This is a genomic window from Sphingomonas liriopis (genome assembly GCF_024211255.1).
In the GTDB taxonomy this organism is placed as follows: Bacteria; Pseudomonadota; Alphaproteobacteria; order Sphingomonadales; family Sphingomonadaceae; genus Sphingomonas; species Sphingomonas liriopis.
Genome location: NZ_JAMLDY010000005.1, coordinates 193,169 through 219,914 on the forward strand (window position 1 = coordinate 193,169; position 26,746 = coordinate 219,914).

Sequence of the window (26,746 nt, forward strand, 5' to 3'; positions counted from 1 at the left end):
TAACCCCGCAGGCGAGATCGGGTTGCGAATCGTTACGTCAGCGCACCAGACCGGGCGGCGTCGCACCGGCGACATGCGCCTCCAGATTGGCGACGACCATCGCCGCCATCGCCGCGCGCGCCTCGACGGTCGCCGATCCCTGATGCGGCGACAGCACGACCGTGTCGCGGCGCAGCCCCTCGGGCACGTCGGGTTCGTCGGCGAAGACGTCGAGCCCGGCGCCGGCGATGCCGCCCGCCGTCAGCGCCGCGATCAGCGCCGGCTGGTCGACCAGCGCGCCGCGCGCGACGTTGACCAGCACGCCCGATGCGCCCAGCGCCGCCAGCACCCGCGCATCGACTGCGCCGGCATTGTCGGGTCCGCTGGCGGCGGCGAGGATCAGCACGTCGCTCGCTTCCGCCAACGCGGGGAGGTCGGGGACGAAGCGCCACGGCACATCGGGCTTTGGCGTCCGCGCGGTGTAGAGCAGCTCGCCGGCGAAGGGCGCGGCGCGGAGGGCGATCGCACGGCCGATCGCGCCGAGGCCGTAGATGCCGATCCGCCGCCCCGACGCGCGGCGTGCGAGCGGCACCGGCCAGCCGCCATCGCGCACCGCCCGGTCGTTGGCGACGATCCGCCGTTCGACCGCGAGCCACAGGCCGATGGCGAGGTCGGCGACGTCGTCGGTCAGCACATCGCTGGTGATCGCCAGCGCGATGCCCCGGGCCTGCAAGGCGCTGCGGTCGATGCCGTCATGACCAACGCCGTGGATCGCGACGATCTCGAGCGCCGGCAGCCGGTCGAGCAGCGCCGCATCGACCCGCATCGACCCGCCGCCGACCAGCGCACGGATCGTGGCGAGCGGCGCCCCCACCTCACCGACATGGACGGCGAAGCGCGCCTCCAGCAGCGGGGCGAGCGTTTCGGGCAACGGCGACAGCGCGAGGATGGGGGTCATCGCCGGTCAACGCACCGGAGGGCGATCAGCCCAGCGCCGCCATCTTTTCGTCCGCCTCGCGGTCCATCTGCGCGCGGCTCTTCTTCTCGGCGGCGGTCTTGAGCTGGCCGCAGGCGGCGTCGATGTCGCGGCCGCGCGGGGTGCGCACCGGCGCGGAGATGCCGCCTTCGAAGATGATGTCGCTGAACCGACGTACGCGCTCGGGCGTCGACGTGTCGTAGGCGGCGCCCGGCCAGGGGTTGAACGGGATCAGATTAACCTTGGCGGGCAGCTGGTACTTGCGCAGCAGGCGGACGAGTTCGTGCGCTTCGGCATCCGAATCGTTCTTGTCCTTGAGCATCACATATTCGAACGTGATGCGGCGCGCGTTGTTGGCGCCGGGATAATCGGCGCAGGCCTGCAACAGCTCCTCGATGCCGTATTTCTTGTTGAGCGGCACCAGTTCGTCGCGCACCTCCTTGGTCACCGCGTGCAGCGACACCGCGAGGTTGACCCCGATCTCCTCGCCGGCGCGCGCCATCATCGGCACGACGCCGCTGGTCGACAGCGTAATGCGCCGCTTCGACAGCGCGAGGCCGTCGCCGTCCATCACCAGCTTCAATGCGTCACGCACGCTGTCGAAATTGTAGAGCGGCTCGCCCATCCCCATCATCACGATATTGGTGAGCATGCGCCCTTCGGGCTGGCTCGGCCATTCGCCCAGGGCATCGCGCGCCAGCATCACCTGCCCGACGATCTCGCCCGCGGTCAGGTTGCGGACGAGGCGCATCGTGCCGGTGTGGCAGAAGCGGCAGTTGAGCGTGCAGCCGACCTGGCTCGACACGCACAGCGTGCCGCGATCGGCGTCGGGGATGAACACCGCCTCGTAATCCTGCCCGTCGGGCGAGCGGAGCAGCCATTTGCGCGTGCCGTCGGTCGATACCTGCGCCTCGACCACCTCCGGCCGGCCGATGACGAAACGTTCCTCGAGCCATGGGTGCATCGTCTTCGAGATGTCGCTCATCGCGGAGAATTGCGTGGCGCCGCGATTGTACAGCCAGTGCCAGATCTGCTTGGCGCGCAGCTTCGCCTGCCGCAGTTCCATGCCGGCGTCGAGCAATGTCGCGCGCAACTCGTCCTTGCCGAGGCCGATCAGGTCGATCCGCCCGTCCTCGCGAAACGTCTTCGCGCGCGGGACCGGAACGGGGTCGATGTGGCCCGGGATGGGCATCGCGGGGGTCATGGCTGCTTCCGGTCCTCTTCGTAGTGCCGCACGCCATCCACATTCGCATGCAAGTCTTCTGGTGCGTCCCGCCCCATTGTCTCCAACACGACATCGATACCTTCGCGGCGTGCCAATTTGGCGGCCGGAACGAAATCCGCGTCCCCGGCGATCAGCACGATCTGCCCCACCTGACGTTTGAACGCCAAGGTGGCCACATCGAGCCCCAGCTTCATGTCGACACCCTTCTGCTTGGTATCGATCTCGAAGTCGGCATCCGTCAGCGGCGCCACAACCCCGCTACGCAGACGCTTTACGGCATCGACCGTCAGCCGCCATTCGGATGCATCGTTAAGACGACCGAGCCTGACCGCGACCTTTCGCGTTTCCCGCAATTCGCGATGCACGGCGAGTCTTAATTGCGCTTCGTCCGTTTTGGAAAGGTCGATGGCCTGTCGTGATATCGGCCGATGCATCTTCTTGGTCAGCGGCGGGCAATCATAGAAAAATATGCGGTGGAGTTCCGGGCTCTCCATCGAATGAACACCCGTGTCTCGATCACGACGGAATGCGGGGTTGAACTGCATGTGCCAGCGCACCAGCCGCCATAGCGAATCGACCACCTTCGTCGGGTCTTTGTGATCGATATGGGGAAAGGTCCAACGTAGCCGACGCAGGAAATACGCCCCGTCGATCACGAACGCGGTTGCCATGGTTCACCAGAAAATAAAAAGTCCCCGGGCTCGGCCTTGAGCTGATGTCTGCCTTGCGGCGCCTCAAGACGTACTGCCGGGGACGGATGCACGGCATATAACCCGACAGGCCGCAAAAATCAAGGTCAGCCGCCGCCCATGCACCCCAGCACCGCCGCGTCGATCGCGGTCGCGGCGCCGGCGAGCAGATAGACGTCGGCGAAGGGGCGGCCGCCCTCGCCCACCGCCTCGACGCTCATGCTGCGGCCGGAGCGGAGCGCGGCGACGATGGCGCGGTCGCTGGGGGCGTCGGTGGCCCAGGCGTCGAGGCCGTTGGCGACGAGGTCAAAGCGGCGCTCGCCGACGGTCAGCGTGACGGGCGCCGAGCGGTCGCGGGGGCGCGACAGGCGGATGTGGAGCGAGGCGCGCAGGCCGCGGCCGGGCCAGCTCGCGACGCTCGCCCAGCCGGTGCTGCGCCCGCCCGCCGCGGCGGGGCGGGCGATCGCGTAGCAGCGCGGCGGCGTCGCGTCGCGAAACGCGCCCCAGCTCTTGTAGACGCCGATCGTCTCGCGCGCCGACGCCGGTGCGGCGAGCAGCAGGAATGCGAGCAGCGGCGTCACGCCGGCGCATGCCCCGTGCCGCGGTGCGCGACCGTCTCGCGGCCGTTCTCGACCAGCACCAGCGATCCCTGCGGCAGGCCGCGGGCGATCGGCGCCCCCCATTCGGGATGCTCGGTCGCGCCGGTCATCACGCCGCGCAGCACGCGGCTGGAAATGCCGTGCATGATGACCAGCCGGTCGCCGGGATCGTCCTGCGTGTCGGCCAGCCAGCCCGACACGCGCGCGGCGATGGCAGGATAGTCCTCGCCGTCCGCCGCCGGGCGAAGCAGCCCTTCGGGCGTCACCACCGGCCCGACCTCGCCGATCACCTCGGCATAATAGCGTCCGCCCCAGCTGCCCATGCCGATCTCGACCAGCCGCGGGTCGGTGCGCGTGTCGTGCCAGTCGAGTTCGAGATGTTCGGCGATGACGCTGAGCGTCTGGAGCGCGCGTCCGGTCGGCGAAGACCACAGGGTCAGCGCCGGTTTTGGCCCGAGCGTCTCGCGGAGCGCCCGCCCGATCTCCTCGGCCTGCGCGAAGCCGGCGCGAGTCAGCGGGGTGTGCGGCGCATCGCCCTGCAACCGCGCGGCGGCGTTGAACACGGTTTCGCCATGCCGGGCGATGAAGTCGCGGCCTTTGCGGAAGGGAAGCGTCATGCTGGCCCGTGTCGGATCGCTGTGGCGCGAATGCAACGCTTTTCCGTGTTTAGCTGGGGTTCATGCAACGCGGGCGCGGCTGGGCCATTGGAGCCGGGCACGCCGCCTGTTCGCGCGTGCCAGTCAAGGAGTTGCTTATGCGTACCCTCATTCTCGCCGCCGCGGTCACGTCCGCGCTCGCCGCCCCCGCCTTCGCCCAGACCGCCAACGCCCCGTTCACCGGCCTGCGCATCGAGGGTGTCGTCGGTTACGACGTGCTGAAGGACGGCCGCGGCTCGGAGTCGAGCGACGGCGTCGTCTACGGCGGCGCGGTCGGTTACGACGCGCGGGTCAACAATTTGATCCTCGGCGCCGAGGGCGAGCTGACCGGATCGACCACCGCGACGCACGACGACAACCTGGTCACCGCGGGCGACCGGCTGCGCGTCGGCGCGGGCCGCGACCTGTACGTCGGCGGTCGCGCGGGCTTCGTGCTCAACCCGTCGACGATGGCCTATGCCAAGGCCGGCTACACCAACGCGCGCGTCGAGACGCGCTACGACGCCGGCAGCGCGCGTACCGAGGATCATGCCGATCTGGATGGTTTCCGTCTTGGTGCCGGGCTCGAGCACCAGCTCGGCGCCAACACCTATGTGAAGGGCGAATATCGCTATTCGCATTACGGCAAGGCCGACCGCTACGACATCGACGCCGACCGCCATCAGCTGGTCGCCGGCGTCGGCATGCGGTTCTGATGATAACCCGCTGTTAACCGGAATCGCCCGAGGGGTCGGAGTGCTTGCTCCGGCCCCTTTTTAATGGGTAGGACTGTCGGGAACACGCCCCGGATTCGGGGGACGGGGGTAGAATCCATGAAGGCGACGATCGAACGCGCAACGCTCCTCAAGGGGCTGAGCCATGTCCAGTCCGTGGTGGAGCGGCGCAACACCATCCCGATCCTGTCGAACGTGCTGCTCGAGGCGACCGCGGAGGGCCAGCTGCGGCTGATGGCGACCGATCTCGACCTGCAGATCAACGAATCGGTCCTGGCTGCGGTCGACCAGCCGGGATCGACCACCGTCTCCGCACACACTTTGTTCGATATCGCGCGCAAGCTGCCCGAGGGTAGCCAGGTGCAGCTCGCCGCATCGGAAGGACGCATGTCGATCGTCGCGGGCCGCGCGCGCTTCTCGCTCGGCACGCTGCCGCGCGACGATTTCCCGGTGATCGCCGAGGGCGAATTGCCGACGCAGTTCGAGATTCCGGCGGATACGCTGAAGCAGATCATCGACAAGACGCGCTTCGCCATCTCGACCGAAGAGACGCGCTATTACCTCAACGGCATCTTCCTCCACGTCCAGGACGACGCTTCCGAACCGACGCTGAAGGCGGCGGCGACCGACGGCCATCGCCTCGCGCGCGTGACGCTGCCGCGGCCCGACGGTGCGGCGGGGATGCCCGACGTGATCGTGCCGCGCAAATGCGTCGCCGAATTGCGCAAATTGCTCGACGAGGTCGACGGTTCGGTCGGCGTGTCGCTGTCGGGGACGAAGATCCGCTTCGACCTCGGCCAGGCGGTGCTGACATCCAAGCTGATCGACGGCACCTTCCCCGATTACAGCCGCGTCATCCCGACCGCGAACGACAAGATCCTCAAGCTCGATCCCAGAAGCTTCGAGGAGGGCGTCGACCGCGTCTCGACGATCGCGACCGAGAAGACGCGCGCGGTGAAGATGGCGCTCGACCGCGACAAGATCACGCTGTCGGTGACCAGCCCCGAAAACGGCACCGCCGCCGAGGAAGTGCCCGGCGAATATGTCGCGCTGCCGTTCGAGATCGGCTTCAACAGCCGCTACCTGCTCGACATCCTCGGCCAGATCGACGGCGATTCGGTCGAGGTCCACCTCGCCGACGCCGCCGCGCCGACGCTGATCCGCGAGAACGACAAGGCGCCGGCGCTGTACGTGCTGATGCCGATGCGGGTGTGATGGCGTTCCGACTATGACGCCGTTCGTGCTGAGCCTGTCGAAGCACCTTGAGACTCAGGCCCTTCGACAGTGAGCGGGTGAAGCGACCAGACGGCGCGCGTATCTCAGCGCGCTGCCAGCTGCTCATACGCGATCAGCTGGAGCGACGCCGCCAGATCGGGCGACAGGCCGAGTTCGTCGGCGGCGCGCTCGCCCCGCCCCAATGTCCGCGGATCGACGCCCGTCACCTGCCCGAACGTCACCAGCGCCTCGAGATAATAGCCCGCGGTGCTGGCGTGATACTGGTCGTAGGACCACAGGTTCGCTTGGCCGAACGTCACGCCGTCGTACGGATCGGGGTCGGCGACGCGCGCGGCGAAGGCGCGGTTCCACGCCTGCCCCACCGGGATCACCCCCGACACCGACCGGTTGGTACGCCGCGCGCGATCGGCGGCGGCGCGCAGGTCGTCGGCCATCGCGAACACCCCCCGGCCGGACCAGGGGGTGCCGGGCTGGTAGACCTGATCCGCGCGGCTCCACGTCGCCATCAGCTCGACGCGCACCGCATGGTTGCGGACGCGGAACAGCGACCCCAGCTGCCCGACGCTGCGGATGTAGCGCGTCGGATCGCCGGGCCGTTCGCGATCGAGCGTGCTGTACTCCTGCAGCACGACAACGTCCCAGGCGCGGTCGAACAGATGGCGGCGCTGGTCGTAGTGGAAGGCGAGGCTCTGCCCGCCCTGCGTCTCCAGGCTGACCGCATAGCGCAGGCCCGCCTCTTCGGTGAATTCCTTGAACAAGGCGGGGACGCCACCGAACCCTGCGCGGTTGAGATCGGTGACGCGGTCGGCGTGCCAGTTGCGCACCGCCGAATGCGCGCCCTGCGTGAAGCTGTTGCCGATGAACAGGATCGTGCGCGGCAGGGCGATCGGCGCGGCCACGCGCTGCGCCGGCGCCACCGCGGGCGTCGTCGCCATGGCCAGCGCCGCGGCGATCAGCGTCTTCATCATCCCGTCGCACTCCAATTGGCGCATGTCCGTGTCGCCGCGCCTCTATCGGAGGGGGACGGGCGAAGGCCAGCCCGGATGTGCCACTGGCGCGGGCGCGTACAGCCGCTACAGGCGGCGCGATGCTGCACTTCTATCGCGACGATCTCGCCCGGCTGGCGAGCGCCGACCGGCTGAGACGGCTGGTGCCGCGCGCCGGCGCCGATTTCACCTCGAACGATTATCTGGGGCTCGGCGCGTCGCCGCGGCTGCGCGAAGCTGTCGCGGCGGCGCTGGATCGCGGCGTCGGCATCGGATCGGGCGGATCGCGGCTGCTGCGCGGCAACGATCCCGAGCATGAGGCGCTGGAGGCGGAGGCGGCGGCGCATTTCGGCAGCGAAACGGCGCTGTTCTTCGCCAACGGCTATGCCGCTAACGTCGCGGCGTTCGCGACGCTGCCGCAGCCCGGCGATCTGGTCGTGCACGACGCGCTGATCCACGCCAGCGCGCATGACGGGATGCGGCTGGGGCGGGCGCCGCGGGTCGCGGTGGCGCATAACGACGTCGCCGCGTTCGAAGGCGCGATCCGCGACTGGCGGAGCGGCGGGGGCACGGGCACGCCGTGGATCGCGGTCGAGAGCCTGTACGGCATGGACGGCGACCGCGCGCCGCTCGCCGCGCTGGTCGAGGTGGCGGACCGGCATCAGGCGATGCTGCTGATCGACGAAGCGCATGCGACGGGGGTGTTCGGCGATGGCGGACGCGGCCTCGCCGCGGGGCTTCACGGTCGCGAGAATGTCGTGACGCTGCATACCTGCGGCAAGGCGCTGGGGGCGGAGGGCGGCCTGTTGTGCGTGCCGCGGGTGCTGCGCGACATGCTGGTCAACCGCGCGCGGGGGTTCATCTTCTCGACCGCGCCGTCGCCGCTGATCGCCGCGGCGGTGCGGGAGGCTTTGCGCATCCTTGCCGACGAGCCGGAGCGGCAGGCGCGGTTGTGGGCGCTGATCGGCGCGGCGGAGAAGGCGCTGGGCTTCGCGACGGGATCGCAGATCCTGCCGGTGATCGTCGGCGCGGACGGCGCCGCGGTGGCGCTGGCCGAACGGTGTCGGGCGGCGGGGTACGATGTGCGCGCGATCCGGCCGCCGACGGTGCCGGCGGGGACCGCGCGTTTGCGCGTGTCGATCACGCTCAACGTCGATGAAACGGCGATCGCGGGACTGGCGGAGGTGTTGCGATGAACCGGACGATCGTCGTGACCGGAACCGACACCGACGTCGGCAAGACGGTGTTCGCGGCCGGCCTCGCCGCGGCGCTGGGTGCGACCTACTGGAAGCCGGTGCAGGCGGGCCTCGACGACGGCACCGATCGCGACATGGTGCGGCGGCTCGGGGTGAGCAAGGTACTGCCCGAGGCTTACCGGCTGGCGACACCCTGTTCGCCACATCGCGCCGCGGAGATCGACGGGGTGACGATCGACCCTTCGCGGCTGGCGCTGCCGGTGGTCGACAGGCCGTTGGTGGTCGAAGGCGCGGGCGGGGTGCTGGTGCCGCTGGCCGACGACCTGCTCTACGCGGATATGTTCGCGCGCTGGGGCGCGCCGGTGGTGCTGGTCGCACGCACCGCGCTGGGGACGATCAACCACAGCCTGCTCAGCATCGAGGGCCTGCGCAGCCGCGGCGTGCCGATCCTCGGCGTCGCCTTCATCGGCGAGCCGGTCGAGGATAGCGAAGCGACGATCGCGCGGATCGGCGGGGTGAAGCGACTCGGACGCTTGGGGCGGGTCGATCCGCTCGACGCCGCGACGCTGGCGCAGGCGTTCGCGGCGGGATTCGCCAAGGAGGATTTCGCGTGAGTTCGCCGATCTGGCACCCCTTCACCCAGCACGGCCTCGGCGAGCCGATCCCGACCGTGGTGCGCAGCGAAGGCGCGGCGCTTTACACGAAGGACGGGCGGCGGATCGTCGATGCGATCTCCAGCTGGTGGGTGACGACGCATGGCCACCGCAATCCACGGATCATGGCGGCGATCGCGGCGCAGGCGGAGCGGCTCGACCAGATCATCTTCGCCGGCTGGAGCCACGAGCCCGCCGAGGCGGTCGCGGCGGGGCTGATGCGGCTCATGCCGGATGCGCTGAGCCGTGTGTTCTTCTCCGATTCGGGATCGACCGCGGTCGAGGTCGCGCTGAAGATGGCGCTGGGATACTGGCTCAACCGCGGCGAACCGCGGCATCGCATCCTGGTGCTTGAACACGGCTATCACGGCGACACGATCGGCACGATGTCGGTCGGCGCACGCGGCGCGTTCAACCGCGCCTACGAACCGCTGCTGTTCGACGTCGCGACCCTCCCCTTCCCCGCCGCGGGCGCCGAGCAGGCGACGCTCGATGCGCTGGCGGCGGCGTGCCGCGACGCCCCCGCGGCGCTGATCGTCGAGCCGCTGATCGTCGGCGCGGGCGGCATGCTGCCGTATCCGGCGTGGGTGCTCGCCGAGATGGCGGCGATCTGCGCGCGGGCGGGCGTGCTGTTCATCGCCGACGAGGTGATGACCGGCTGGGGCCGCACCGGCACGCTGCTGGCATGCGAGCGGGCGGGCGTGGTGCCCGATATCCTGTGCCTGTCGAAGGGGCTGACCGGCGGCGCGGTGCCGCTGGCGGTGACGATGGCGACCGAGGCGATCTATCAGGCGCATTACAGCGCAGACCGCGCGCGGATGTTCTTCCATTCGTCGAGCTACACCGCCAACCCGATCGCCTGCGCGGCGGCGGCGGCGAATATCGCGATCTGGGAGGAGGAGCCGGTGCTGGCGCGGGTCGCAGACCTCGCCGCGCGGCAGGCTTCGCGATTGGCGGCGTTGCAGGGGGTTCGCAACGCCCGATCGCTGGGGACGATCACCGCGGTCGATCTGGGGCGCGACGGGGCGGATTATCTGTCGGCTTTAGGACCGCGCCTGCTGGCGTTCTTCCGAGACCGCGACCTGTTGCTGCGACCACTCGGCAACACCGTCTATGTAATGCCGCCTTATTGTATCGACGATGCCGATCTGGATGCGATCTATACAGCGATCGGTGAGGCGGCCGATGGCGTGAGGTGATTCACGCGAAGACGCTAAGCCGCGAAGAGAAGAAGGATTGTTCACGCGGAGGCGCGGAGGCGCGGAGAAGAAGAAAGAAGGGGTGCCGCGTCAGCGGCTGTCATCCCCTTCAGGCTCGTTGTTGAAGAGGGCGCTTCGCGCCGGGCGTGCCCCTCCGCGCCTCCGCGCCTCCGCGTGAACCAACCTTCTTCTCTTCGCGCCTTCGCGTCTTCGCGTGAAAATCTATTCGACGAACGGCTCGACAGTGATCCGCCGCCCGCGCAGAAAGGCGTCGGCGACGTGCCGCAGCGGCGCGATGTCGACGTCGCTGGTGCGGGCGCGGACGATCTCGGCGAAGCGGTGGTAGAGGCCGGCATATTCGCCGTGCAGCGCGTCCTTGTGCGCTGCTTCGGAACCATCGGGCAGGATCAGGCGCGCGCCGCCGTCGTGCAGCGTCAGCGTGCCCTGGTCGGTTTCGACGACGATGTCCCAGCTCTGCGGCCCTTCCTGGCGGAAGTCGAAGTCTGCTTCGATCCCCAGCCCCGTATCGTCGGCGAAGCGGATACGCGCGGCGATCGGCGCGTCGCGATTGGCGGGAAAATCGAGCTCGGCCTCGGTGATGAAGAACGGCCGCGGCAGGATGCGGGTGACGATCGACAGCGCGTTGATGCCGGGATCGAACACGCCGAAGCCGCCCGCCTCCAGGATCCAGCTTTGCCCCGGATGCCAGACGCGGATATCCTCGCGCCACGTCACCGTGACCTTGCGGATCGCCGCCTCGGCAAGGAAAGCGCGCGCCGGCTCGACGCCGGGAGCGTAACGCGAATGCCAGCTGGCGAACAGGCTGATCCCCGCCGCATCCGCCGCGGCGCGCAGCTGCGCGACCTCCGCCAGCGTCGCGCCCGGCGGCTTTTCGAGGAAGACGTGCCACCCCTGCGCGATCGCGCGCGCGGCGATCGCGCGGCGGACCTGCGGCGGGGTGCACAGCGACACCGCGTCGATCTCCAGCCCGCTGGCGATCAGGTCGTCGATGTCCCTGAAATGCGGCACGCTGCCGACGCCCTCGCCATGACGGCTGACCGTGGCGGCGAGGACGATATCCCGGTTGGCGGCGATCGCGGGGACGTGCTGGTCGTGCGCGATCTTGCCCATGCCGACGAGCGCGAGACGGATCGGATGGCTCACAGCGGCTGCACCGTGACGGGTGCGGGCGCGGCGAGCGCGAGCGGGTTGCGCAGCGGCAGCGTGAAGGGCGCGGCCTCGATCACGAAGACGTCGCCTTCCTGCGTCTGCACGCCGTCGGCGCACGACAGCGTCGCGGTGCCGAAGAAGTGGACGTGGATATCGCCCGGCCGGCGGAAGGACGCATATTTGAAGTGATGGTGTTCGAGGTTGGCGAGGCTGTGCGACATATTGGCCTCGCCGGTCAGGAACGGCTGTTCCCACAGCGTCGCGCCGTCCCGCTCGATACGGCTGGTGCCGCGGATATCGGCGGGGGGGTCGCCGAGCAGCAGTTCCGCGCCCAGCGACGCCTGCCGCAGCTTGGAATGCGCCAGCCACAGGTAATTGTGCCGTTCGGTGACGTGATCGCTGAATTCGTTGGCGAGCGCAACGCCGAGGCGGAAGGGCGTGCCGTCGTCGCCGATCAGGTAGATGCCGGCCAGCTCTGGCTCCTCGCCGCCATCCTGCGCGAACGCGGGCGACACCAGCGGCGCCTCGGGCGCGACGAGGCCCTGGCCGTCGCCCTTGTAGAACCATTCGGGCTGCGCGCCGACCTGGCCCGCTTCGGGGCGCCCGCCGTCCATGCCTTCAAGGAACAGCCGCATCGAATCGGTCTGGTTGCCGGCGGCGGCGGCCTTGTGCATCGCGTCGCGTCCCGCGGCGGAGCCGAGATGGGTGAGGCCGGTGCCGGCAAGCAGCACCCGCGCGCCGTCCTCGTGATCGATCGCCGCCAGCAGCGTTCCCGCGGCGAGCGCGGCGGCGAGGTCGACGGCCTCGTCCGAACGGCGCGCGCGCGCGGCGTCGAGCAGCGACACGCCCTCTCGAATCGCGATCTGCGCGAGTTGGCGGGTGGTGGCGACGCCGGTCAGGACGCGTGCGTCGTCCTCGGCGAGGATAACGCGGCGGCTGCCGTCGGGCAGGCGCTGCTGGAGGAGGCGGGCAGCGGTCATGCGAGGTCCTTCATCGCGTTGACGAACGCCGCGGCATCGCGCGCGACATCGGATGGCGCCTTGCCGGCGCGGTAGAGGTTGGAGCCGAGGCCGAAGCCGTCCGCCCCCGCGGCGCGCCACGGCGCCATGGTGTCGGGCGAAATGCCGCCGACCGCGAGCACGCGCGTGGCCTTGGGCAGCACGGCGCGCTGTGCCTTGAGGAAGGCGGGGCTGGCGCCGTCGGCGGGGAACAGCTTGAGCGCGTGCGCGCCGGCGGCGAGCGCGGCGAAGGCTTCGCTCGGCGTGTAATAGCCCGGCAGCGACACGAGCCCGCGCGCGACCGAAGCGCGGATCACGTCGGTGTTGGTATTGGGCGAGATGATGAGCTCGCCGCCCGCGTCCGCCACCGCGGCGACGTCCTCAGGCGTCAGTACGGTGCCCGCGCCGACTATCGCGCGGCCGGCATAGCGTTTGGCCATTGCGGCGATGCTGACCAGCGGATCGGGCGAATTGAGCGGCACCTCGAGCAAAGTGAAGCCGGCATCGACCAGCGCGTCGCCGACGCCTTCGCATTCGGCAGGGCTGAGGCCGCGCAGGATCGCGACGAGCGGACAGGCGGAAAAGGCCGCGGCGAACCGGGCGGCGGGATCGGACACGCGCGCTTACTCCGAAAGGTGGGAACGAAGGTGATGCACGCCGCCGAGGAACGCGGCGGTCGCATCGACCGGAACGGTGAGGCCGCCGAGCATCTCGATCGCGACCTCGTACAGGTCGGCGAGCGCGCCCTCGGCGAGCAGGTGGACGGTCTGGCCGCGGACGGCGCGCGCGCCGACGTCGGAACCGATCAGCACGCCGCTGGCATAGGCCGCGGCATCGTCGGGCGTGCGGCGGCCGAGCAGCACGCCGGCGCGCACCTCGAACAGGGCGGAGCCGAGGTCGCAGGTGCCGGCGCCGCGCGCGATGCCGTCGCGGAACGCGGGGCCATCGGCGACCACGCCGTCGAGCATGCCGGCGAGGATGCCGTGGTTCCTGAGCAGCGCGAACAGCTCGCCGGTCATCACCGTGGTGACGTCGATGATCCGCTCGTCCGCGGTGGCGATCCATTTGTTGTGCGTGCCGGGCTGGCAGAACAGCGCGTCCGCCGGCGCCAGGCCGGCGGCGATCGCGCCGAGCACCTGCAGCTCCTCGCCGCGCATCACGTCGGCGCGGGTGGCGGTGAGCAGCGAGACGCCGGGAACGATGGTCAGCCCGGCATCGTCGATGCGCAACGCCGCGGCGGCGAGCGCGGCGAGGTCGGCGGGCGCGGCCACATAGGGTGCCTCATGCCAGCCGCGGGTCGATCCGATCATCCCGGACGCGATCACCGGCAGGTCGCCGAGCCGCGCGCGCAACGCGGCGAGCGCCGGCGGGTAATCGTCCGCCGCCATCGCCAGCACGCCGCGATCGTCGCGGATCGCGTCGCCGACGCGGCCGTCCGCTTCGATCCGATAGGCGCGCCGGTTGGTCGTGCCCCAGTCGACGGCGATGATCGCACCGTCGCGAATCGGGGTTGCCCTGCTCACGGTCGGTCAGCCCTCAGCCGACGGTCTGGTCGCCGAGGTCGGCGGTCGGCTTCGATCCCCACAGCGCATAGGCGAGGACGACGACCTCGCACGCCATGGTCAGGAAGAACGAATTCTGCAGGCCGTAACGATCGGCGAGCCAGCCCTGCACCACGACGAGCGCACCGCCGGCGATCGCCATGATCATCAGGCCCGACCCCTCTTCGGTCAGCGGGCCGAGGCCGCGGATCGCCAGCGTGAAGATCGTCGGGAACATGATCGAATGGAACAGCCCGACCGCGATCAGCGCCCACATCGCCATCGGCCCGGTGGTGAAGGTGGCGATGGCGACGACGACGAGCGCACCGAAGGCGAAGACGCTGAGCACGCGTTCCGGCGCGATCTTCTGCATGATAAGGCTGCCGGCGAAGCGGCCGACCATCATCCCGCCCCACAGCAGCGCGAGGTAGCGCGACGCCTGTTCGTGCGTGATCGCGGCGATCTGCGGCTGCGACACGAAATTGACGAACAGGTTGGCGACGCCGATCTCCGCCAGCAGATAGGCGATCATCGTCGGGATGCCGAGCGTCAGGTTGCGGTGCTTCCACAGCGAATGCCGGTGGCGGTCGGCCTTGGCGGCGCGCTGCGTCGCGGCACCCAGAGCGGGCAGCGGGAAGCGTGCGATCACCACCGCGAGCACGACGAGCACGATCGCGACGAGGACATAGGGCAGGATCACCGACTGCGCGTCGGCATAGCGCTGTGCCTGGGTCAGCGTCGCGCCCGCCTCCGCGGTGCCGCTGCGGCTGCGACCGAGGATCAGGTAGCCGGCGAACAGCGGCGCCAGCGTCGTGCCGAGCGAGTTGAACGCCTGCACCAGATTGAGCCGCGACGATCCCGTCTCGGGCGGGCCGATGACGGTGACGTACGGATTGGCCGCGACCTGCAGCAGCGTGATGCCGCTGGCGATGACGAACAGCATGACGAGCGTCACGCCATAGGAGGGCAGGCTGGCGGCGAGCGTCATGCCCAGCGCGCCGGCGGCCATGACGAGCAGGCCGATGACGATCGCGCGCTGGTAGCCGACGCGCTCGATCAGCTTGGCCGAGGGGATCGAGGCGAAGAAATAGGCGATGAACCAGACCGATTCGATCAGCGTCGTCTGCGTGTAGTCGAGCTCGAACACGCTGCGCAGGTGCGGCAGCAGCACGCCGTTGATGACGGTGATGAAGCCCCACATGAAGAACAGGCTCGCGAGCAGGCTCAGCGCCTTGCCGTACGAGCCCCCACCACCGCCGCTTCCCGCGGTCACGGTGCTGTTCACGCCGACCGGTCCTGCCATTTCCGTCCTCTCCACCCCTACGGCCGCCTTGCGTCCACTTTATTTGTCAGACTATATAGCGCGCATACGCCGGGTCAATGCCGGGATCGCATCGGGAGGGGCGCAATGCGGATTCGAACTTGTGTGCGACTGGCTTGTGCCGGCCTGCTGACGATCGCCGGCGCGCAGGTCGCGCAGGCCGCGACCGCGCAGCGCGAGGCGGCGGGGAGACTGGCCGACGGCACGGGGATCGAGGCGGTGACGCTGACCGCGAAGAACGGCGTATCGGCGCGCATCCTGACCTATGGCGCGACGCTGCAGTCGCTGAAAGGTCCCGATCGCGACGGCCGCCAGGCCGACGTGCTGCTGGGCTATGACGATGCCGCCGACTACGTCGCGCATCCCAATTATTTCGGCGCCACGGTGGGCCGCTACGCCAATCGCATCGGCGGCGGCAGCTTCTCGCTCGACGGCAAGGCGTATGCGCTGCCGCTCAACGACAAGGTCAATTCGCTGCACGGCGGCAAGTCCGGGTTCGACAAGCAGCCGTGGCGGATCGTCTCGGTCAAGGATGGCACGGTCGTGCTGGCACTGACCAGCGCCGACGGCGATCAGGGCTATCCCGGCAAGCTCGACGTCACCGCGACGTATACGATGGCCGACGACGGCGCGCTGACGATCACCTTCGCCGCCAGCACCGACAAATCGACGGTGGTCAACATGACCAACCATGCGATCTTCAACCTCGCCGGCGAAGGATCGCCGATGGGCGCGCTCGGCCACCGGCTGACGATCCCTGCGCGCGCGATCACCCCGGTCGATGCCAATCTGATCCCGACCGGCGCGCTGCGCCCCGTGCAGGGCACCGTGTTCGATTTCCGCAATGGCCGCACCCTCGCCGACGGCGTGCGCGACGGCCGCGATCCGCAGATCGTGATGGGCCATGGCTACGACCATAATTTCGTGCTCGACAAGGGACTGACCGCGACGCCGCAGCTCGCCGCACGGCTGGAGGACCCCGCCTCGGGCCGCGTGCTCGAGGTCTCGACGACCGAACCGGGCGTGCAGCTCTACACCGGCAACTTCCTCGACGGCACCTACATCGGCAAATCGCGCCACGTCTATCGCATGGGCGACGGCGTCGCGCTGGAGCCGCAGAAATTTCCCGATTCGCCCAACAAGCCCGCCTTCGTCTCGGCCCGGGTCAATCCCGGCAAGCCGTATCGTCACGTCATGATCTACAAGCTTTCGGTGGCCAAATAAGATGACGCAATTGCGCAGCCGTGCCTGGTTCGACAACCCGGCCAATATCGACATGACCGCGCTCTATCTGGAGCGCTACCTCAACTTCGGCCTCAGCCTCGAGGAACTGCAGTCGGGCAAGCCGATCATCGGCATCGCGCAGACCGGCAGCGACCTGTCGCCCTGCAACCGCCACCATCTCGTCCTCGCCGAGCGCGTGCGCGAGGGCGTGCGCGAGATGGGCGGGATCGTGCTCGAATTCCCCGTCCATCCGATCCAGGAAACGGGCAAGCGGCCGACCGCGGGGCTCGACCGCAACCTCGCGTATCTGGGGCTGGTCGAGACGCTGTACGGCTATCCGCTCGATGGCGTCGTGCTGACGATCGGCTGCGACAAGACGACGCCCGCGTGCCTGATGGCGGCGGCGACGGTCAATATCCCGGCGATCGCGCTGTCGGTCGGGCCGATGCTCAACGGCTGGCACAAGGGCGAGCGCACCGGATCGGGGACGATCGTGTGGAAGGCGCGGCAGATGCTCGCCGCGGGCGAGATCGACGATGCCGAATTCATCCGCCTCGTCGCCTCGTCGGCGCCGTCGACCGGCTATTGCAACACGATGGGCACCGCGACGACGATGAACTCGCTGTGCGAGGCGCTCGGCATGAGCCTGCCCGGCTCGGCGGCGATCCCCGCGCCGTATCGCGACCGGCAGGAGGTGTCGTACCTGACCGGCAAGCGCATCGTCGAGATGGTGCGCGAGGATCTCAAGCCCTCCGACATCCTGACCAGGGACGCCTTCCACAACGCGATCCGCGTCAATTCGGCGATCGGCGGATCGACCAACGCGCCGATCCATCTGTCGGCGATCGCGCGGCACATCGGCGTCGACCTGCCGCTGAAGGATTGGGAGACGGAGGGGCACAAGGTGCCGCTGCTCGTCAATCTGCAGCCGGCGGGCGAGTATCTGGGCGAGGATTATTACCGCGCCGGCGGTGTCCCCGCGGTGGTGGGCCAGCTGATCGAGCAGGGCCTGATCCACGAGGACGCACTGACCGTCAACGGCAAGACGATGGGCGACAATTGCCGTGGGCGCGCCATCGAGGACGAGAAGGTCATCCGCCCGTTCGACCGGCCGCTGGTCGAGGATGCGGGCTTCATCGTGCTGTCGGGCAATCTGTTCGACGCGGCGGTGATGAAGACCAGCGTGATCTCGCCCGAGTTCCGCACGCGCTATCTGTCCAACCCCGACGACCTCAACGCCTTCGAAGGGCCCGCGGTCGTGTTCGACGGCCCGGAGGATTACCACCACCGCATCGACGATCCCGCCACCGGGATCACGCCCGAGACGCTGCTGTTCATGCGCGGCGCCGGCCCGATCGGGTATCCGGGCGCGGCGGAGGTCGTCAACATGCGCCCGCCGGCGTATCTCATCACCGAGGGCGTCAGCGCGCTGCCGTGCATCGGCGACGGCCGCCAGTCCGGGACGAGCGGGTCGCCGTCGATCCTCAACGCTTCACCCGAAGCAGCGGCGATGGGCGGCCTCGCGCTGCTCAGGACCGGCGACCGGGTGCGTGTCGATCTCAACACCGGGACGGCCAACGTGCTGATCCCGGACGCGGAGCTGGCCGAGCGTCGCGCAGCGTTGATCGCCGCGGGCGGCTATGCCTATCCGAAATCGCAGACGCCGTGGCAGGAGATCCAGCGCGCCGTCGTCGGCCAGATGAACACCGGCGCGATTCTCGAGGGTGCGGAGAAATACCAGCGCATCGCCCAGACGATGGGACTGCCGCGCGACAACCATTGATGGGTCGGGGGGGCACATTTCCCCCCTTCCCCACCCCGGCGAAGGCCGGGGTCCAGTTGGGCAGACCTTCGTAAGTCATTGCAGACGGTTGCCCCGCAAGACCCCGGCCGTTGCGAAACCTCGTCCCTTTCCCGTGCTCCCGCGCAGGCGGGAGCCCAGGGCCAAGCAAAACAACGGCATACGGCGTGCGGGACTCCTGGGCTCCCGCCTGCGCGGGAGCACGGGGGGCGCGCAGAGGCTTCGACTTCGCCGGGGAGGGGACGTGTGGGACGGCCTTTCGGTATGGAGTGGTCCGCCGCGGCGAAGCCGCGTCGTCAGTCGTCGCGTGGCCGCGACGCTGGCCGGGGCAGGTCCGCGACGCGGATCAGCCCTGCTGATCCGCTGACCTGCCCTTGAACCCCTGCGCCACCACGAACCATTCCACCGATCCCTTGCGGCTCGACGGGGGCTTGGCGTGCTTCACCGTCGCGAAATTGCGCTTCATCTCCGCCACCAGCTGCGAATCGGCGCCGCCGGCGAAGACCTTGGCGACGAAGGTCCCGCCCTTTTCGAGCACGTCGACCGCGAAGGCGAGTGCGGTCTCGACCAGCGCCATCGTGCGCAGCGCGTCGGTCTGCGGATGGCCGACGGTGTTCGCCGCCATGTCCGACAGGACGAGGTCGGGGGCGCCGCCCAGCGCCTCGATCAAGCGATCGGGCGCGGCATCGTCCATGAAGTCCATCTCGAAGATCGTCACGCCGTCGATCGGATCGACGGGGAGCAGGTCGATGCCGACCACCGCGGCCTTCGGCGCCTGCCGCCGGATCACCTGGCTCCACCCGCCCGGCGCGATGCCGAGATCGACGACGCGCTTCGACCCCCTGATGATGCCGAACCGCTCGTCGAGCTCGATCAGCTTGTACGCGGCGCGGCTGCGATAGCCCTCCGCCTTGGCGCGCTTGACGTACGGATCGTTGAGCTGGCGTTCGAGCCAGCGCGTCGATTGCGCGGTGCGCCCGCGTGCCGTCTTCACCCGCGTGCGCAGGCCGCCACCGTCCCGGCTCATGGGCGCTTCCTGTTCAAGGTCTGGGACTCCCCATCAGACGCCGCAATATGCCCTCGCGGATACCGCGATCGGCGATGCCGAGCCGCTCGGCGGGCCACAGGTCGAGGATCGTCTCGAGGATCGCGCAGCCCGCGACGACCAGATCGGCGCGCTCCGAGCCGATACACGCCAGCTGCGCCCGCTCGCGCACCGACTTGCGCGACAGATCGGCGCTGATCCGCCGCATCGCATCCGCCGGCACGATCAGCCCGTCGACCTGCGCGCGATCGTAATGGCTGAGGCCCAGATGCACGCTGCCCAGCGTCGTCACCGTCCCGCTGGTGCCAAGCAGCCGCGGCCGCACCACGCCCCGCGGCAGCCGCGCGGCGAACCCGGCGAAGCTCTCCGCGACGATACCCCGCATCCGCTCATACGCCGCCAGCCGGGCCGCCTCGCCCCCGGTTTCGCCATCGCCGCCACCGGCATGTTCGGTCAGCGAGACGACGCCCCATGGCGCCGAATGCCAGTCGAGCACCCGCGGCATCGCGCCCCGCGTCGTGTCGATCAGCACCAGCTCGGTCGAGCCGCCGCCGATGTCGAAGATCAGCGCGGGGTCGTCCCCCGGCTCGATCAGCGCATGGCAACCGAGCACCGCCAGCCGCGCCTCTTCCTCGGCGGAGATGATGTCGAGATGGATGCCGGTCTCTTCATACGCCCGCGCGATGAACGCCGGGCCGTTGCCCGCGCGGCGGCACGCCTCGGTCGCGACCGAGCGCGCCAGCGTCACGTTGCGGCGCTTCAACTTGTCGGCGCATACGCGCAGCGCGGCGATCGTGCGGTCGATCGCGGCATCGCTCAGCTGCCCGGTCGCGGCGAGCCCCTCGCCCAGCCGGACGATGCGCGAAAAGGCGTCGACGACCGCGAAGCCGTCGCCCTGCGGCCGCGCGATCAGCAGCCGGCAATTGTTGGTGCCAAGGTCGAGCGCGGCGAACGCCTGCGCATCGGACCAGCGACCGCCGCGGGGCGGCCGGCTCGGCGCCGGACGGGCAGGACCATCCTGCCGGTACGGCATTCGGGCGGATCGATCCCCCATCGCCGTGGTGACTCTCTATTCTGTTCTGCCGTCACGGGACGATACCCGCTCGGTGCTTGCCCCCTAGGTAGCGCGTGCCGGGCCATGCGACAAGCGGAGGCGTTTGGCGTGTTGACAGCCGCCCACCCCCCGCCTAAATGCGCGCCCTCGGTTGCCCGATCCTCTAATGGTAAGAGAGCGGACTCTGACTCCGTCAATCAAGGTTCGAGTCCTTGTCGGGCATCCAATTACCGCTTCTTCAGGAAGCCTGCAGGGCCGCTGCGGCGCCGCTGATATGGCCCTACCACCCTTCCAGTCCTCGCGCATGCTGCGGCCTTATCGGGTGACGGGCGCGGCGTAATCGGCGTCGGACACCTGTTCCAGCCAGTCGACCGCCTTGCCATCCTGCATCTCGGCGATCGCGATATGGCTCATCGCCACGTCGGGGCTGGCGCCGTGCCAATGCTTCTCGCCCGGCGCGAAATAGATGACGTCGCCCGGGCGAACCTCCTCGACCGGCCCGCCCTCGCGCTGCACCCGGCCGAGCCCCATGGTGACGAGGAGCGTCTGGCCGAGCGGGTGCGTATGCCAGGCCGTCCGCGCGCCCGGTTCGAACGTCACGGTCGCCCCGCTCAGCGCCCCGCTGCCCGCGAACGGAGCGTCGATCCGCACGGTGCCGGTGAAATAGTCCGCCGGCCCGCTCGCCGACGGCGCGAAGCCGCTACGCTTGATATCCATGACCCGTCTCCGTTTCGCCGCTGCGCGGCCGCGGGAGACAAGCGCAGGCGGGCGCCGGAAGTTTCCACCCCGGCGCCCCGGCACGCGTCAGATGTCGGCCTTGCCCCCACGGCTGCGCAGCTGCCCCGGCGCGATGAAGCCGATCGGCTGGATCGCCGCGGCATCCTGTTTCAGCCGCGCGGCGATCTGTTCGTAGTCCTTTTCCATTTCCGGCGTCACGCTGGCGCGCGATTCGGTCAGCGCCTCGTCGAAATCGGCCATCGTCACCTCGGTCGATTGCAGCGAGCGGCGCAGCGCCACCAGACCGGCACGGCGCACCACATCCTCCAGATCGGCGCCAGTGAAGCGATCGGTCGCGCGCGCCACCGCATCGAGGTCGACGTCGCCGGCGAGCGGCATCTTCTGCGTCTGGATCGCGAGGATCCGCCGCCGCCCCTCGGTATCGGGCACGCCGACATAGACCAGTTCGTCGAACCGCCCCGGCCGCAGCAGCGCCGGGTCGATCAGATTGGGCCGGTTGGTCGCACCGATCACGACGACCGACTGCAATTCCTCCAGCCCGTCCATCTCGGCGAGGATCGTGTTGACCACGCGTTCGGTCACCTGCGGCTCGCCTGCACCGCTCCCCCGCGCCGGCACCAGGCTGTCGAGCTCGTCGATGAAGATCACGCATGGCGCCACCTGCCGCGCACGCTGGAACAGCCGGGTGATCTGCTGCTCGCTCTCGCCATACCATTTCGAGAGCAGGTCGGACGACTTGGTCGCGATGAAGTTCGCCTCCGCCTCGCGCGCCACCGCCTTGGCGAGCAGCGTCTTGCCGGTGCCGGGAGGCCCATAGAGCAGGAAGCCCTTCGCCGGCCGGATGCCGAGCCGCCGGAACGCGTCGGGGTCCTTGAGCGGCAGTTCGACGCCTTCCTTCAGCCGCTCCTGCGCCTTGTCGAGCCCGCCGACATCCTCCCAGCGCACCCGCGGCGCCTCGACCATCACCTCGCGCATCGCGCTCGGCTGGACGCGCTTCAACGCTTCCAGAAAATCCTCGCGCGTCACCGACAGATCGTCGAGTACCTCGGGCGGCACGGTGCGGTCCTCGAGGTTGAGCCGCGGCATGATCCGCCGCACCGCCTCGATCGCTGCCTCGCGAGTCAGCGCGGCCAGGTCGGCACCGACGAAGCCATAGGTCGTGCGCGCCAGCTCGGCGAGGTCGACGCGATCGCCCAGCGGCATGCCGCGGGTGTGGATGCCCAGGATCTCGCGCCGCCCACGTTCGTCGGGGACGCCGACGACGATCTCGCGATCGAAGCGGCCCGGCCGGCGCAGCGCCTCGTCGATCGCCTCGGGCCGGTTGGTCGCGGCGATGACGACGAGATTGGCACGCGATTCGAGGCCGTCCATCAGGGTGAGCAATTGCGCGACGACGCGCTTCTCCGCTTCGCCCTGCACGTTGCCGCGCTTGGGCGCGATCGAATCGATCTCGTCGATGAAGACGATCGACGGCGCGGACTTGGCCGCCTCCTCGAAGATCTCGCGCAGGCGCCCTTCGGACTCACCATAGGCGGACCCCATGATCTCCGGCCCGTTGATGAGGAAGAACGACGCGTCGCTCTCGTTGGCGACCGCGCGCGCAAGCCGCGTCTTGCCGGTCCCCGGCGGGCCATAGAGCAGCAGCCCCTTGGGCGGATCGACGCCGAGCCGCTGGAACAGCTCGGGGTAGCGCAGCGGCAGCTCGACCATCTCGCGCAGCTGGTCGATCGTCTGCGCCATGCCGCCGATGTCGTCATAGGTGACGTCGGCACGCCGCTGCGTCGGCTCCTCATATTCGGGGCGCAGCTCGATCTCGGTATTCTCGTCGATATGGACGACGCCCTTGGGGCTTGCCGACACCACCGCGAGGCGGATCTCCTGCAACGCATAGGCGGGCGCGTTCATGAACTGCTGGATGCCCGGCGGCATGTTGCCGACGCGCTGGTGCCCCGCGGTCGCGACGACGTCGCCTTGGCAGAGCGGTCGCCCGAAGAAGGTGCGCTTGAGCGCCTGCGGCTGGCCCTGCAGCCGCAGGTTGGCCTGCGCCGGCGCGAAGACGACGCGCGTCGCCGGCTTCGATTCCACCTTGCGCACCTCGACGAAATCGCCCGCGCCGACGCCGGCATTGGCGCGTTGCAGGCCGTCGATGCGCAGCACCTCGATGCCTTCGTCCTCGCTATAGGGGCCGACCGCGCGCGCGGGCGTGGATTGCTTGCCGACGATCTCGATCACGTCGCCTTCGCCCACGCCGAGCGCCGCCATCAGGCTGCGCGGCAAATGCGCCAGGCCGCGGCCGGAATCCTCCGGGCGGCTGTTCGCGACCTGGATCTTGCGGGTGGGGGTATCGCTGTCGGCCATCAATCTCGCATCCTCGCAACACGTTCGAAGCGTGCGAGATAGGAAGCCGGTTCCCAACCTGCCAACGCGAAAAAAAGGGCCGGCACAAAAGCGCCGACCCGTGAAAGTTTTAGGAGAGGATGCCTGAAAGGCACGCCCTTTTTGTCGTCGGCAGCTTTATGTTGCAAGTGCGAAAAGATACGATACGATTGCAGAAGTTGCATGCGTTAACACACATAGGGGTGGAGGAGGATCGTCATGCGCAGACTGCCGCCGCTCGGCGCGATCGAGGCGTTCGTCCAGGTCGCGCGACTGGGATCGGTCAAGGCCGCCGCCACCGAACTCGCGCTCTCCGCCCCCGCGCTCAGCCGCCGCGTGCAGAGCCTCGAACGCTTCATCGACCGCCCGCTGTTCGAACGCCGGCATCAGGCGATGGTGCTCAACGCCGACGGCGAACGCCTGCTCGGCCAGATCGCACCGGTGCTCGACAGCCTGTCCGACGCGGTCGAGGCAATGACCGGGACGGTCGAGGTGTTGCGGCTGCGGCTCGGCATCCTGCCGCTGTTCGCCTCGCAGCGCCTGTTCCCGCGGCTGGGCGAGTTGCGCGCGGCGCATCCCGAACTGCACCTCGACATCGACACCGCCGGCCATGGCGTCGCGCGGCTGGGCGAAGGGCTCGACGCGGTGATCGCCTTGTCGCGCGAGATCGAACCGACGCTCTACGCCAAGCGGCTCGACCGCAATTCGGTCTATGTCATCGGCGCCAAGACCTTGCTCGACGGCCCCGACCCGGTGACGCGCCCCGAACAGCTCGCCGGCCTCACCGCGCTGATCCACCGCGAGATGCCCGACACCTTCACCGCGTGGCGCGAATCGGCGGGAGTGCACGACGTCGAGCCGCTGGCGATCGACTATTTCGATTCGGGCGCGCTGATGCTGGAGGCGGCGGCACAGGGCCTCGGCGTCGCCTTCATGCACGAAAGCCATTTCCAGGACGCCCGCGACCCGCGGCTGGTGCGCCTGTTCGATATCGTCGTGGAAAGCCCGTACAGCTACTGGTTCGTCTGCCGCCCCCGGGCGCTGCAGCAGCGCCCGGTGCGGATGTTCCACGACTGGCTGATCCGGACATTGGGGGAGGTGTGACCTTCCCTTTTTCGTCATCCCGGCGAACGCCGGGATGACGGTGGTACAGGCGATTACTCGGCGCGCGCCTTGACGATCTTCCCCGGCGAACGCGGCGGTTCGCCCTTGGGCAGCGCGTCGATCAGCTCCATGCCGTCGGTCACTTCGCCCCAGACGGTGTACTGGTTGTCGAGGAAGCGCGCGTCGTCGAACACGATGAAGAACTGGCTGTTCGCCGAATTGGGATCGCTGGTCCGCGCCATCGAGCACACGCCGCGCACGTGCGGCTCCTTGCTGAATTCCTGCTTCAGGTTCGGCTTGTCCGACCCGCTGGTGCCGGTGCCGGTGGGATCGCCGCCCTGCGCCATGAAGCCCGGGATCACGCGATGGAACACGACGCCGTCGTAGAAGCCTTCGTTGGCCAGCTCGCCGATGCGCGCGACGTGGTTGGGCGCAAGATCGGGGCGCAGCTTGATCGTGACGTCGCCGTCGTCGAGCGTGAGTGTCAGCGTGTTGAACGTATCGGCCATGGTCAATCCTTTGATGGTTGCGCCGCAATTAGTGTCGGACAGGGCGAAGGGCAAATGCACGAGGGTGGCCATTCGTGCCGCAGCGCGATAGACGCGCCGCGATACACGCGGGCAAGGAGGCAGCGAGTGAGCGAGACCGAGCTTCACGAAGCCCCCGCCACCGAACAGGACGAGCTGGACGAGGACGACCGCCTCCGCCCCGAGTTCGTCGACGCGGTGCTCGACGCGGTGCGCGACGGCGACGACGAGGCGGCGCGCGCGCTGGTCGAGCCGCTGCATCCCGCCGACATCGCCGACCTGTTCGAGCTGACCCCGCACGAGGATCGCGGCCGCCTCGCCACGGCGCTGAAGGACCTGCTCGACGCCGACGTCTTCGCGGAGATGAACGATTACGTCCGCGAGGACCTGATCGACGCGCTGACCCCGACGCAGGTCGCCGACCTCGCCTCCGAGCTCGACACCGACGACGCGGTCGCGATCATCGAGGACATGGACGAGGCGGAGCAGCGCGCGGTGCTGCGCGCGCTCGACCCCGACGATCGCGCCGCGATCGAGGAGGCCTTGTCCTACCCCGAGGAATCCGCCGGCCGCCTGATGCAGCGCGAGCTGATCGCGGTGCCCGATCACTGGACCGTCGGCGACGCGATCGACTTCCTGCGCCAACACGAGGAACTGACCACCGATTTCTGGGAGATCTTCGTCGTCGATGCCGGCCATCACCCGGTCGGCACCTGCCAATTGTCGTGGATCCTGCGCACGCCGGGCAACATCGCCATCGCCGACGTGATGAAGCGCGAACAGACGCTGATCCCGGTCGACATGGACCAGGAGGAGGTCGCGCTCCGCTTCCAGAAATACGCGCTCATCAGCGCCGCGGTGGTCGACTCGGCCAACCGCCTCGTCGGCATGATCACCGTCGACGACATCGTCCACATCATCCAGCAGGAGGCGGGCGAAGACGTGCTGCGCCTGTCGGGCGCGGGCGAAGGCGACATCAACGAACCGATCCGCTTCACGGTGCGCACCCGCATCGCCTGGCTGGTCGTCAATCTGGGCGCGACGATCCTGTCCGCCTCGGTCGTCGGCGTCTTCCAGGGCGAGATCGCGCGCTTCGCGCTGCTCGCCGCGCTGATGCCGATCGTCTCGGCCTTGGGCGGCAACGCGGGCACGCAGACGCTCGCCGTCGTCGTCCGCGCGCTCGCCACCAACCAGCTGACCAGCTCCAACACCTTGCGCATGCTGATGCGCGAATTCCAGATCGCTTTGTGCAACGGCGTCGCATTGGGCGGGGTCGGTGCGATCGGCAGCTACCTGATCCTCGGTCATCTGCAGCTGTCGATCGTCTTCGCGGTGGCGATGATGATCAACAGCCTCGTCGCGGGGCTGGTGGGCGTGATCGTGCCGGTCGCGCTCGACAAGGCCAACGTCGACCCCGCGGTGTCCTCCGCGGTGTTCGTGACGACCGCGACCGACGTGATGGGCTTCTTCTCGTTCCTGGGCCTCGCGTCGCTGTGGGGCCTGAGCGGCTAAAACGAAGGCCTCACCCCACCTCCTCCGTCACCCCGGACTTGTTCCGGGGTCCACTCTGCGGCGGGGCGCACGGCATCGAACTGGAAGCGATACGCCTGCGGACCCGTGGACCCCCCTGAGTTCACAAACGAAGTGCAACACCTGAGACAGGTGCTGCTATGTCGACCTATCGCCAGCTATCGCTTGAAGAACGATGTTCGATTGCCCGGCTTCATGAAGCCGGGCATT

General features: G+C 69.0%; 25 protein-coding genes and 1 tRNA gene. 10 read left to right on the plus strand and 16 right to left on the minus strand.

The features are described from left to right. Positions 1–37: 37 nt before the first annotated feature. The 5 genes from M9979_RS05735 to M9979_RS05755 form a co-directional block, all read right to left on the minus strand. On the minus strand, positions 38–937 hold the full coding sequence (locus M9979_RS05735) for a 2-hydroxyacid dehydrogenase (protein ID WP_254288381.1): 900 nt from the start codon (positions 935–937) through the stop codon (positions 38–40). Between the two features lie 25 nt (positions 938–962). Continuing rightward, complete coding sequence (gene rlmN, locus M9979_RS05740; protein ID WP_479725606.1) at positions 963–2,147, minus strand: dual-specificity RNA methyltransferase RlmN; 1,185 nt, start codon at positions 2,145–2,147, stop codon at positions 963–965. 8 nt (positions 2,148–2,155) lie between these two features. After that, positions 2,156–2,851, minus strand: a complete 696-nt coding sequence (locus tag M9979_RS05745; protein ID WP_254288383.1) for an NYN domain-containing protein — start codon at positions 2,849–2,851, stop codon at positions 2,156–2,158. A 125-nt stretch (positions 2,852–2,976) separates the two neighbouring features. After that, on the minus strand, positions 2,977–3,450 hold the full coding sequence (locus M9979_RS05750) for a hypothetical protein (protein ID WP_254288384.1): 474 nt from the start codon (positions 3,448–3,450) through the stop codon (positions 2,977–2,979). Further along, positions 3,447–4,085: a histidine phosphatase family protein gene (locus tag M9979_RS05755; protein WP_254288385.1), complete on the minus strand. Its 639-nt coding sequence runs from the start codon at positions 4,083–4,085 to the stop codon at positions 3,447–3,449. Before M9979_RS05755 ends, M9979_RS05750 begins: the two co-directional genes overlap by 4 nt. Before the next feature lie 137 nt (positions 4,086–4,222). On the opposite strand from M9979_RS05755, the gene M9979_RS05760 reads away from it, so the two are divergent. Further along, the gene (locus M9979_RS05760) at positions 4,223–4,819 is read left to right on the plus strand and encodes an outer membrane protein (protein ID WP_254288386.1); all 597 of its coding nucleotides are present in this window, start codon (positions 4,223–4,225) and stop codon (positions 4,817–4,819) included. A gap of 117 nt (positions 4,820–4,936) precedes the next feature. Then, on the plus strand, positions 4,937–6,052 hold the full coding sequence (gene dnaN, locus M9979_RS05765) for a DNA polymerase III subunit beta (RefSeq protein ID WP_254288387.1): 1,116 nt from the start codon (positions 4,937–4,939) through the stop codon (positions 6,050–6,052). 104 nt (positions 6,053–6,156) lie between these two features. Here the strand turns inward: dnaN and M9979_RS05770 are convergent, their stop codons facing one another. Next, entirely contained in the window at positions 6,157–7,065 is a 909-nt protein-coding gene (locus M9979_RS05770) for a PEP-CTERM sorting domain-containing protein (RefSeq protein WP_340689048.1), read from the minus strand. 95 nt (positions 7,066–7,160) lie between these two features. On the opposite strand from M9979_RS05770, the gene M9979_RS05775 reads away from it, so the two are divergent. From M9979_RS05775 to M9979_RS05785, 3 genes are read left to right on the plus strand one after another with little or no spacing between them, the layout of a single operon-like run. Next, positions 7,161–8,255 (plus strand): 8-amino-7-oxononanoate synthase, encoded by a 1,095-nt coding sequence (locus M9979_RS05775; RefSeq protein ID WP_254288388.1) that lies wholly within the window; start codon positions 7,161–7,163, stop codon positions 8,253–8,255. After that, positions 8,252–8,869, plus strand: coding sequence for a dethiobiotin synthase (gene bioD / locus M9979_RS05780; RefSeq protein WP_254288389.1), 618 nt, complete (start codon positions 8,252–8,254; stop codon positions 8,867–8,869). The genes M9979_RS05775 and bioD overlap by 4 nt, the downstream gene beginning before the upstream one ends. Continuing rightward, positions 8,866–10,107, plus strand: a complete 1,242-nt coding sequence (locus tag M9979_RS05785) for an adenosylmethionine--8-amino-7-oxononanoate transaminase (RefSeq protein WP_254288390.1) — start codon at positions 8,866–8,868, stop codon at positions 10,105–10,107. Before bioD ends, M9979_RS05785 begins: the two co-directional genes overlap by 4 nt. A 222-nt stretch (positions 10,108–10,329) precedes the next feature. Here M9979_RS05785 and M9979_RS05790 read toward each other — a convergent pair whose 3' ends face one another. From M9979_RS05790 to M9979_RS05810, 5 genes are read right to left on the minus strand one after another with little or no spacing between them, the layout of a single operon-like run. Beyond that, positions 10,330–11,271: a Gfo/Idh/MocA family protein gene (locus M9979_RS05790; RefSeq protein WP_340689049.1), complete on the minus strand. Its 942-nt coding sequence runs from the start codon at positions 11,269–11,271 to the stop codon at positions 10,330–10,332. Next, positions 11,268–12,257, minus strand: coding sequence for an AraD1 family protein (araD1, locus tag M9979_RS05795; protein WP_254288391.1), 990 nt, complete (start codon positions 12,255–12,257; stop codon positions 11,268–11,270). Before araD1 ends, M9979_RS05790 begins: the two co-directional genes overlap by 4 nt. Further along, positions 12,254–12,892 carry a 2-dehydro-3-deoxy-6-phosphogalactonate aldolase gene (locus M9979_RS05800; RefSeq protein ID WP_254288392.1) on the minus strand — a complete coding sequence of 213 codons (639 nt, stop codon included), beginning with the start codon at positions 12,890–12,892 and terminating at the stop codon, positions 12,254–12,256. The genes araD1 and M9979_RS05800 overlap by 4 nt, the downstream gene beginning before the upstream one ends. A 6-nt stretch (positions 12,893–12,898) precedes the next feature. Beyond that, complete coding sequence (locus tag M9979_RS05805) at positions 12,899–13,798, minus strand: 2-dehydro-3-deoxygalactonokinase (protein ID WP_254288393.1); 900 nt, start codon at positions 13,796–13,798, stop codon at positions 12,899–12,901. A 13-nt stretch (positions 13,799–13,811) separates the two neighbouring features. Continuing rightward, positions 13,812–15,119, minus strand: a complete 1,308-nt coding sequence (locus M9979_RS05810) for a sugar MFS transporter (protein WP_254288394.1) — start codon at positions 15,117–15,119, stop codon at positions 13,812–13,814. 105 nt (positions 15,120–15,224) lie between these two features. On the opposite strand from M9979_RS05810, the gene M9979_RS05815 reads away from it, so the two are divergent. Next, the gene (locus tag M9979_RS05815; RefSeq protein WP_254288395.1) at positions 15,225–16,361 is read left to right on the plus strand and encodes an aldose epimerase family protein; all 1,137 of its coding nucleotides are present in this window, start codon (positions 15,225–15,227) and stop codon (positions 16,359–16,361) included. A 1-nt stretch (position 16,362) separates the two neighbouring features. Next, positions 16,363–18,144: an IlvD/Edd family dehydratase gene (locus M9979_RS05820; protein WP_254288396.1), complete on the plus strand. Its 1,782-nt coding sequence runs from the start codon at positions 16,363–16,365 to the stop codon at positions 18,142–18,144. A gap of 364 nt (positions 18,145–18,508) precedes the next feature. Here the strand turns inward: M9979_RS05820 and M9979_RS05825 are convergent, their stop codons facing one another. Further along, entirely contained in the window at positions 18,509–19,189 is a 681-nt protein-coding gene (locus M9979_RS05825; protein ID WP_254288397.1) for an RlmE family RNA methyltransferase, read from the minus strand. Positions 19,190–19,202: 13 nt separating this feature from the next. Beyond that, complete coding sequence (locus tag M9979_RS05830; protein WP_254288398.1) at positions 19,203–20,240, minus strand: Ppx/GppA phosphatase family protein; 1,038 nt, start codon at positions 20,238–20,240, stop codon at positions 19,203–19,205. Between the two features lie 173 nt (positions 20,241–20,413). Between M9979_RS05830 and M9979_RS05835 the strand changes: the two genes are divergently transcribed. Further along, positions 20,414–20,487 (plus strand) — tRNA-Gln (locus M9979_RS05835). 89 nt (positions 20,488–20,576) lie between these two features. Here the strand turns inward: M9979_RS05835 and M9979_RS05840 are convergent. Then, on the minus strand, positions 20,577–20,978 hold the full coding sequence (locus M9979_RS05840; RefSeq protein WP_254288399.1) for a (R)-mandelonitrile lyase: 402 nt from the start codon (positions 20,976–20,978) through the stop codon (positions 20,577–20,579). Between the two features lie 87 nt (positions 20,979–21,065). Beyond that, entirely contained in the window at positions 21,066–23,357 is a 2,292-nt protein-coding gene (locus tag M9979_RS05845) for a CDC48 family AAA ATPase (protein ID WP_254288400.1), read from the minus strand. Between the two features lie 237 nt (positions 23,358–23,594). Here M9979_RS05845 and M9979_RS05850 point away from each other — a divergent pair, with 237 nt between their 5' ends. After that, positions 23,595–24,479, plus strand: coding sequence for a LysR substrate-binding domain-containing protein (locus M9979_RS05850; protein ID WP_254288401.1), 885 nt, complete (start codon positions 23,595–23,597; stop codon positions 24,477–24,479). Positions 24,480–24,532: 53 nt separating this feature from the next. Here M9979_RS05850 and M9979_RS05855 read toward each other — a convergent pair whose 3' ends face one another. Next, entirely contained in the window at positions 24,533–24,988 is a 456-nt protein-coding gene (locus M9979_RS05855; RefSeq protein ID WP_254288402.1) for a peptidylprolyl isomerase, read from the minus strand. 126 nt (positions 24,989–25,114) lie between these two features. On the opposite strand from M9979_RS05855, the gene mgtE reads away from it, so the two are divergent. After that, positions 25,115–26,518 (plus strand): magnesium transporter, encoded by a 1,404-nt coding sequence (mgtE, locus tag M9979_RS05860; protein ID WP_254288403.1) that lies wholly within the window; start codon positions 25,115–25,117, stop codon positions 26,516–26,518. The last annotated feature ends 228 nt before the right edge of the window (positions 26,519–26,746 follow it).

What these genes read in the sequence shown, in the direction of transcription:
- dnaN (WP_254288387.1), top strand. Translation starts at nt 4,937, where the DNA reads ATGAAGGCGACGATCGAACGCGCAACGCTCCTCAAGGGGCTGAGCCAT.
- M9979_RS05775 (WP_254288388.1), top strand. Translation starts at nt 7,161, where the DNA reads ATGCTGCACTTCTATCGCGACGATCTCGCCCGGCTGGCGAGCGCCGAC.
- M9979_RS05735 (WP_254288381.1), bottom strand. Translation starts at nt 937, where the DNA reads ATGACCCCCATCCTCGCGCTGTCGCCGTTGCCCGAAACGCTCGCCCCG.
- araD1 (WP_254288391.1), bottom strand. Translation starts at nt 12,257, where the DNA reads ATGACCGCTGCCCGCCTCCTCCAGCAGCGCCTGCCCGACGGCAGCCGC.
- rlmN (WP_479725606.1), bottom strand. Translation starts at nt 2,147, where the DNA reads ATGCCCATCCCGGGCCACATCGACCCCGTTCCGGTCCCGCGCGCGAAG.
- bioD (WP_254288389.1), top strand. Translation starts at nt 8,252, where the DNA reads ATGAACCGGACGATCGTCGTGACCGGAACCGACACCGACGTCGGCAAG.
- M9979_RS05745 (WP_254288383.1), bottom strand. Translation starts at nt 2,851, where the DNA reads ATGGCAACCGCGTTCGTGATCGACGGGGCGTATTTCCTGCGTCGGCTA.
- M9979_RS05825 (WP_254288397.1), bottom strand. Translation starts at nt 19,189, where the DNA reads ATGAGCCGGGACGGTGGCGGCCTGCGCACGCGGGTGAAGACGGCACGC.
- M9979_RS05815 (WP_254288395.1), top strand. Translation starts at nt 15,225, where the DNA reads ATGCGGATTCGAACTTGTGTGCGACTGGCTTGTGCCGGCCTGCTGACG.
- M9979_RS05810 (WP_254288394.1), bottom strand. Translation starts at nt 15,119, where the DNA reads ATGGCAGGACCGGTCGGCGTGAACAGCACCGTGACCGCGGGAAGCGGC.
- M9979_RS05845 (WP_254288400.1), bottom strand. Translation starts at nt 23,357, where the DNA reads ATGGCCGACAGCGATACCCCCACCCGCAAGATCCAGGTCGCGAACAGC.
- M9979_RS05840 (WP_254288399.1), bottom strand. Translation starts at nt 20,978, where the DNA reads ATGGATATCAAGCGTAGCGGCTTCGCGCCGTCGGCGAGCGGGCCGGCG.
- M9979_RS05850 (WP_254288401.1), top strand. Translation starts at nt 23,595, where the DNA reads ATGCGCAGACTGCCGCCGCTCGGCGCGATCGAGGCGTTCGTCCAGGTC.
- M9979_RS05830 (WP_254288398.1), bottom strand. Translation starts at nt 20,240, where the DNA reads ATGCCGTACCGGCAGGATGGTCCTGCCCGTCCGGCGCCGAGCCGGCCG.
- M9979_RS05760 (WP_254288386.1), top strand. Translation starts at nt 4,223, where the DNA reads ATGCGTACCCTCATTCTCGCCGCCGCGGTCACGTCCGCGCTCGCCGCC.
- M9979_RS05770 (WP_340689048.1), bottom strand. Translation starts at nt 7,065, where the DNA reads ATGCGCCAATTGGAGTGCGACGGGATGATGAAGACGCTGATCGCCGCG.
- M9979_RS05755 (WP_254288385.1), bottom strand. Translation starts at nt 4,085, where the DNA reads ATGACGCTTCCCTTCCGCAAAGGCCGCGACTTCATCGCCCGGCATGGC.
- M9979_RS05855 (WP_254288402.1), bottom strand. Translation starts at nt 24,988, where the DNA reads ATGGCCGATACGTTCAACACGCTGACACTCACGCTCGACGACGGCGAC.
- M9979_RS05820 (WP_254288396.1), top strand. Translation starts at nt 16,363, where the DNA reads ATGACGCAATTGCGCAGCCGTGCCTGGTTCGACAACCCGGCCAATATC.